Source organism: Okeania sp. SIO2B9 (genome assembly GCF_010672505.1).
GTDB classification, from domain to species: Bacteria; Cyanobacteriota; Cyanobacteriia; order Cyanobacteriales; family Microcoleaceae; genus Okeania; species Okeania hirsuta.
Genome location: NZ_JAAHGK010001164.1, coordinates 1 through 2,425 on the forward strand (window position 1 = coordinate 1; position 2,425 = coordinate 2,425).

Below are 2,425 nucleotides of genomic sequence, written 5' to 3' on the forward strand. Positions count from 1 at the left end.
CACCCCTAACCTCTCCCAGGAGGGGAAGACAGGAGAAATAGGAATGAGCGAGGATGTAGGAGTAACAATTGTCAGAATGATTTTTTTGCCCAACTATGCGCCTAAAATACGCTCCTTTTTGAGCATCAAGAGCTGAAAACCAGGCACTTTTTTTGAAAGAAAAAAAAGAGTAAAGTCTTTAGATGTAAATGCTTTGAGATTTAATCAGCAAACAATAATTAGACCATAATATCATCAGTTATTGTTGGGTTGCGCGATAGAACATCCGTTCCGCTCCGCGATCGCTTAACCCAATCTACAAAAACTAAATCGAAACAGATAACAATTAAAAGTAGAGTAGGTTGGGTTGAGGAACTTTAGCACTAGCTTATCCGTAGGATCAACCCAACATCCAGATATATCCCAAACAAATAATTAGATAATAGTATCATCAGTTATTTTTGGATTGGACCATCGCTTAACCCAACCTACAAAGACTAACTAGATAGAAATATTATCTGATTACGAAATCCTCTGCTGATATAGTTGGAGTACCAGTCAAAGTTGCAAACTGACCGCCATCTCCAAAACCACCATCGCTGCCATTAGCATTATAGAATAAAGCACCATTAGTAGAATTGTAGACAACGATCGCTTCACTATTGCCAGCATCACCATTACTTTCTACTATTTCAAATTCATCCCCAATATCCTCACCCGAAGTAGTAGTAATTTCTGTGAAAGTTGTTAAGTCAAGTAGAATTAAATCTAAGTCTGGGTTAAAGTCTGTAATTTCATCCACCCCTAAACTCACCTGACTAAACTCATCATTGGCAGCAAAAATAAAGCGGTCGATACTTGCACCACCAGTGAGAATATCATTACCTTCACCACCATTGAGACGATCGCGACCTTGACCACCACTGAGAGTATCTTCTCCACTACCTCCTAACATCCGGTCATTACCAAGACGACCGATTAAGTTATCATCTCCATTACCGCCAAAGATGGTATCGTTTTCCAAACCACCATTAACGCGGTCATCACCATCACCACCACTAACGCGGTCATCACCACGGTTGCCATTAATATCATCGTTGCCAGCAGAACCACTAATAGTATCGCTGCCACCCAGGCCACTGAGAGTATCATTACCACCAAGACCATTAATGTTGTCATCACCCGTACCACCTTCGAGGTTATCATCACCTGGAGTTCCCTGAATATCCTGGTTTGGGCTAAACTCATAAACAGTAGTAGTACCACTAATTTCATTAGCAACTACTAATAACGCCTCCCTATTCGGACTATCTTCTGGGGAAATAAACTTAAATCCTTCTGGTCCTAAGTCCCCTGCTGCTGATAATTGCTCTGGGGTAGGGTCTGGGTCTCTATCAGCATCAGTTTCGAACTCAACAGAGAAGTCGCGGTTAGGAATGTATTGCACAAAATCAGGACTGGTGGGGTTGCTGACATCATAAACCATAATGCCCCCTGTACGTTCCAGACCAACAAAAGTATAGGTTTTATCGCCTAAAACTCCTGTAGTTATAGCTTCGGGTTCAGGACCACTATTGTCGCTACGATCGTCAAAAGTATTTTCGTCTCGGTTTGAGTTGAAGTTCTCTGGAATTTGCTCTGCAGTTTCTCGTTCAATACTATCCCCACTGTTGAATATTTGGTTGCCCGCAGCATCCCAAATACTGAAAGACCGACCCCCATTAGCAAAAATTTGGTCGTAGTCGCCATCACCATCAATATCTCCATCTTCCGTTGTCACTGTTAGACGACCAATAGCAGCATCATCCTCTAGTGCAGCAACATCAAAAACATCAGGGTCGAGTACATATTCATCATCTCCTACCCGTGCTTCTTCATCCAGAGCATCATAACCTCTGGCATCTCCTTCATCTGCTGTGACATAATAGGTCTCACCTTCTATCACAAAGGAAGCAATACTATCTGGCTGCAATAACCCAAAAACAGGCCAGTTACCTAAATTAATGCCATCATCGCGATCGCTAGGGTCAATTTGATTACTTTCTGAGAAATCAATTACACCTAGAACTACTGGCACTGGATCGGAATTAAGGGGTAGAGTGCCATCACCAGGAATTTGTTCATCTAAGAGACCAAAGTCATTGTCGTTGAGTACCGCTAATCGGAATTCTCCATCATCTGATTCTGGTAATAATGCCAGACCTTCTACTTTGTCTCCGGCGATATAACCAATTGAAGGTAAGTTTGTTACTTTAGTTTTATTAACTGCTTGAATTTCTAATGCTGCTAAATCATCTGCGGTTAATTGTTCTAGAGTTATGTCTTCTGGTAATTCTGGCGCATCGTCAGCAAGTAAGTTAGTTGCACCTTTTAGGTCAATTTCAAAGATAAACTTTTTGCCTGTAGCAGTAACCGAGGAATCTCTTTCTACAACTAAGAATTTACA

1 protein-coding gene is annotated in these 2,425 nt (G+C 41.5%); it reads right to left on the bottom strand.

The annotated features are described in order from the left end of the window. Positions 1-493: 493 nt before the first annotated feature. Positions 494-2,425, bottom strand: a 1,932-nt coding sequence (locus F6K13_RS28465; RefSeq protein ID WP_287289212.1) for an esterase-like activity of phytase family protein, incomplete at its 5' end; no start/stop codon positions are given.